We start from the raw sequence: 4,105 nt of genomic DNA, 5'->3' as shown, positions 1-4,105 counted from the left end.
ATTGCCACCAACTATTAGGGGCAGCTTCGGCTAAAGTTTCGCCAACAGGTAAAGCCGGGCCGTTTTCTTCCATATAGGCATGCAGATACGCCCATAATGCCTGCACTGAATATTCACTCATGACCAGTGGATTACCAATGGTAAAAAAATCAACAAAGTCTGGTATTGCCTCGTGCTTTAGCATTTGATCCCAGGCTTTATCATGATCACTTTTAGCGACTTGTTTTTGTGCAAAATCAGGATCTTTAATCCCCACACCCAGGGTGTGAACCGTCGATGGCAATTGCCCCAGCATCACTACTTTTGAAACATAAACAAATATTAAAGAATCCCAATCGTATTCAACAATCACGGTAGGCCAAGCATAAAATGGATTACGTTTTTTAAAGCTATTTCTAACGTAATCGATAAGGGCAGGTATGTTTCTAAAAACACGGTAAACTTTTTTATTTTTCCTATCAAAAAATAAGCTGTCGTTTTTAAGTGAAAACATATCAGCTCTTAGAAAATATACGCCACCATGAAAGGTAGCAAAAACGCCAAAAAGGCTAAACGCAAACATAACCAAAGCCATAAAAAAAAGAACTGCCCCTGCTCCACTAAAAAACCATGTAAACGCATAGGCAGCATAAACCATGACGGGAAAGAACCCAAAAAAGGACATCAGCGAAAACAGCATTAACAAGCCTCGTTGATAGTTTGTGGTATTACCAAACTCAATAACTTGCTTGTAAACATTTCTGACTTCGCTAAACGTGCTGCCTTTTTGCTGTGTAGTCGATTTTTTATCTAGGTAAGTGACAATGCCTAAACTAGATAAATCAATCATTGCTGGCGGGTATTCACCTTTCAGTACACGATAAGCCGTGGTTGAGGGGGTATTTGATGTCATAGATAATAAGCTCTTTAGGGTTTGACAGAGGCAGGGGCTGATTTGTCTGCCCGCTGGGATTGCTTAACATCATATTTAGACTGAGGCTCAGGCGCGGCCTGATTGCTCTTATGTAAGGCCTTCAAGAGCGCTCTTTCTTCCTCTGCAGCGGTGTGAAACTTATTCACCTTGCCAAAGAAACAATCTTCGGCCCAATCTTCTAACTCGGTAGGCGTAAGCATTGCAGAGCCGGATGATGCCAGTACACCCAGCCCCATTAAAATCAAGCCCCAACCAGTTAAGCTCATACCCAGAATAACAATTACGCCCTCAGAGGCCACTGCTGCAGTAGAAATAATGGCCCTAGTGCCTATCCATCTAACTACCATCTCACCTGTTGCAGCCATGCCTGAGAACCCACCTAGGCCATATAAAGCACTAGTACTTATCCACGCAAATGATGAGTTCATATCATTTCGCTTAAAACGTTCGCCTGCAAAAGTAAAAGCCTGCGCAGAATCTACTAATAACGCCCCCCAGCCTGCAAAACCACCTATGGCTTTTAATGTCATAGTTAATGCACCGTGCTTCGCAAATTGTGCGGCAGCAATGCCCGCTAATTCCCCGGTGGCCCCAACCGCACCCAAGCCATTGCTGGCAATGCCGAACCAAGCATCGCGCAAGGCTTTTTGATCTTCGGGGCTGGCAGCGGCTAAAGATTTAAGGCTGCCATTTAAGCCCAGCATTTGCAGTGATAAAAAGCCGATGGCAATGCGGCCCTCTGCCTTAATAAAGACCGCTTTACTGCCACGCCAGCTGTTTTCTTTTAAGCTATTTAAAGCTTCTTTAGCCGTCTCTGCCACGTGCCTTTGCTGCGCAAACATTTTGCCAAAATCTTCTGCCGATACCTTTTGTATCCCCGCTACGCCTTCTGCTGTTAAATTAAGCCTCGAGATACTCAGAGATACTTTTTCAGCGTCTTTTAATGCAGTGGCGCTTTGTGTTGCATGTTTCAGCTTATCGGTATCGGTTATCACATGCAGCTCAATCAGGCTTTGATTGCGCATGCTATTCATCAGTTTTTTACTTGGCGTATAACGCTTACTAACAAGCAATGCAATCGCCTCGTCAAAAGGCAAGAACACACTGACTAATAGGGGCCGAGGCTTGATCTTGGTTTTATCAAGCACACCAGCCAGAATATGCTCCATATTCTGGCCAAGCAAAGTCATGCCCAGTAGCTTACCTTCTATTACTTTAAAGCTACTGTGCTCGCTTGCGTAGCCAACCGCCCCGCCAATTAGTGCTGTAGAAACGCCCTGATGAAAGCCAAAGACCGCCTCATTCAGCCAGCTAAACTTAGGGCTAAGCTGTGGCATAAGTAAGTCTTTGAGTAGGTTGTAACTTTTGGCCTGATTATCTTCGGCCACATATTCAAACACTGATTTTTGATTAGAAAGCTGCGCACGCAGCATCACCGCATCCTGCTCGGTGATTTTTTTTAGCGCCTGTTGATATGCAAGCTCGGCGCTACTAGGGCCCATGCTGCCCCCGCCGTAAACATGAAAAGCCTCCTCGCTATAGCAAGCCCCCGCACTATGGTGGGTTTGCTTAGGATCGTTCGGGTCATTTTCATCAAAATGCAGGGCAAAACAATCAGTCACGTTTTTTTGAGATGCAGCGGCGTAATCATCATCGTATGAGGTGATGATCTGATCCATCTCTGCCATTTTTTTATCGTACTCAAGCATAAACTGTGCACGTTTTGGCTCATCAAAAAAAGTACTTAGTTTTGCCCAGTCTGTTTGGGTACGCTCATTAGCCTTAGTCTTACGAAGTGCATCATCTTCCAGCTGATAAACCTCTCCCATACTTGCTGGTGTAACAGGCCCCCCCGCATGAGTTGGCTTCCATATAGTGTCTTTTAGGCTAGGTCTAAAAGAGGGGTTAAGTTTATTTTTATCATATAGCGCTTTATTCATTGAGCCTATACGTCTTTGTGCTCCATCGAGTAAGGTGGTCCCAGTCTTCTTATAATGATCATCACCGATGCATTTTTTTAAACCAATAAGTAAGCCTGAGCATAAGACACCCCGCCTGTAAGGGACTGCAACTTCACTCTTCCTCACCAGCGCCCGCATGCGCAAGTGATTCAGTTCGGCAGAAACCGCCACTGGGTCATGCAGGGCAAACACAAGGCCTTTATCTTTGGTCTTGGGGTGCATATTGCCCAGTTGCTGCATATGGCCAGTCAGTTGATCCAGCGCGCCTATTCCGCCTTTAAAAGGGAAGTAGGGCTCCGCATCTTTGCCCGGGCTTACATTGCGCAGTGCATATTCAGCAACAAATTTCCCTGGGCTTTCTGCCTTGGCAACAAACGCATTGTCTGGTGCTTTTCCACTATCTAAGTAGGCTTTAACATCAAGGCATTGCATGACTTTTGGATTGGCCTGATTCGCTTTTTTAAGCGTGTCATTCCATAAGTTGGCGCTATAAGCCAGCCATATTTTCCCCGTTTTATGAGCTTGGGGAATCGTCAGCAAACGCACTTTATGCAAATGGCCGGATTTATTACAAGAAAAAGGCTCTGCTAAATAAAAGGAGGGATGCGAGGTAGAGTAAAGCGCCCCTTCTGGCGTAATCCGATAGATATCCCAGCCATCTTTTTTGCCTGCTGGCGGGGTTTCATAAAACACATATAAATAGCCCCGGCGCAGGGTTCGCAGTACATAGCGCGATTGCTTAGGCGTAGCAAGCTGAGCCGCTTTTTGCGCAATGGCGTGCGAAAGCAGCTTTGCACTGCCGGGTGGTTGCAAATCTGCTTTGTTTGCAATTACAGAAGGGCGCACCAATAGAATAGGCAGGCCACTTTTTTCACATGCTCTACAGGTCTCTGTCATTGGTTTTCTTTGGGTGGTAAGTGCAGCATGATCTGATCCCATTGGCTTGCTGTGATTTCAGCCAAGGCGGTATTCAAAGGCGTTTGAGTTTCTTTGGCGTTTTTAAAAATTGCGGCCATGGATGGGTGCTGCCAAAACTGCGGATATCGATCCGCATAGAGGGCAAAGGCCAGTTGATCATCGATTTGCGGCCAGCCCGATTCCCTGGCCGTTTTAACCCATAGCCGTGCATTTAAAAACATCTGAGCATAGGGGGCTGATCGTGTGGCATACCATTGCGCTAAAGTACGGTTAATTGCCTCCGCATCAAGTATGGTTTCTGCTTCGTGGGGCT

General features: G+C 45.8%; 3 protein-coding genes. All 3 read right to left on the bottom strand.

Annotation, left to right across the window (positions count from 1 at the left end):
- A partial coding sequence (locus tag R6242_RS22035; RefSeq protein ID WP_318431010.1) for a DUF6708 domain-containing protein occupies positions 1–829 on the bottom strand: 829 nt, incomplete at its 3' end.
- 77 nt (positions 830–906) lie between these two features.
- Positions 907–3,771: a T6SS effector BTH_I2691 family protein gene (locus R6242_RS22030; RefSeq protein WP_318431008.1), complete on the bottom strand. Its 2,865-nt coding sequence runs from the start codon at positions 3,769–3,771 to the stop codon at positions 907–909.
- Positions 3,768–4,105, bottom strand: a 338-nt coding sequence (locus R6242_RS22025) for a hypothetical protein (RefSeq protein ID WP_318431006.1), incomplete at its 5' end; no start/stop codon positions are given. The genes R6242_RS22025 and R6242_RS22030, both read right to left, overlap by 4 nt.

Source organism: Iodobacter sp. CM08, from assembly GCF_033446605.1.
In the GTDB taxonomy this organism is placed as follows: domain Bacteria; phylum Pseudomonadota; class Gammaproteobacteria; order Burkholderiales; family Chitinibacteraceae; genus Iodobacter.
The sequence above is the reverse complement of the archived record's forward strand: the minus strand, read 5'-3'. Positions and strand labels throughout refer to the sequence as shown.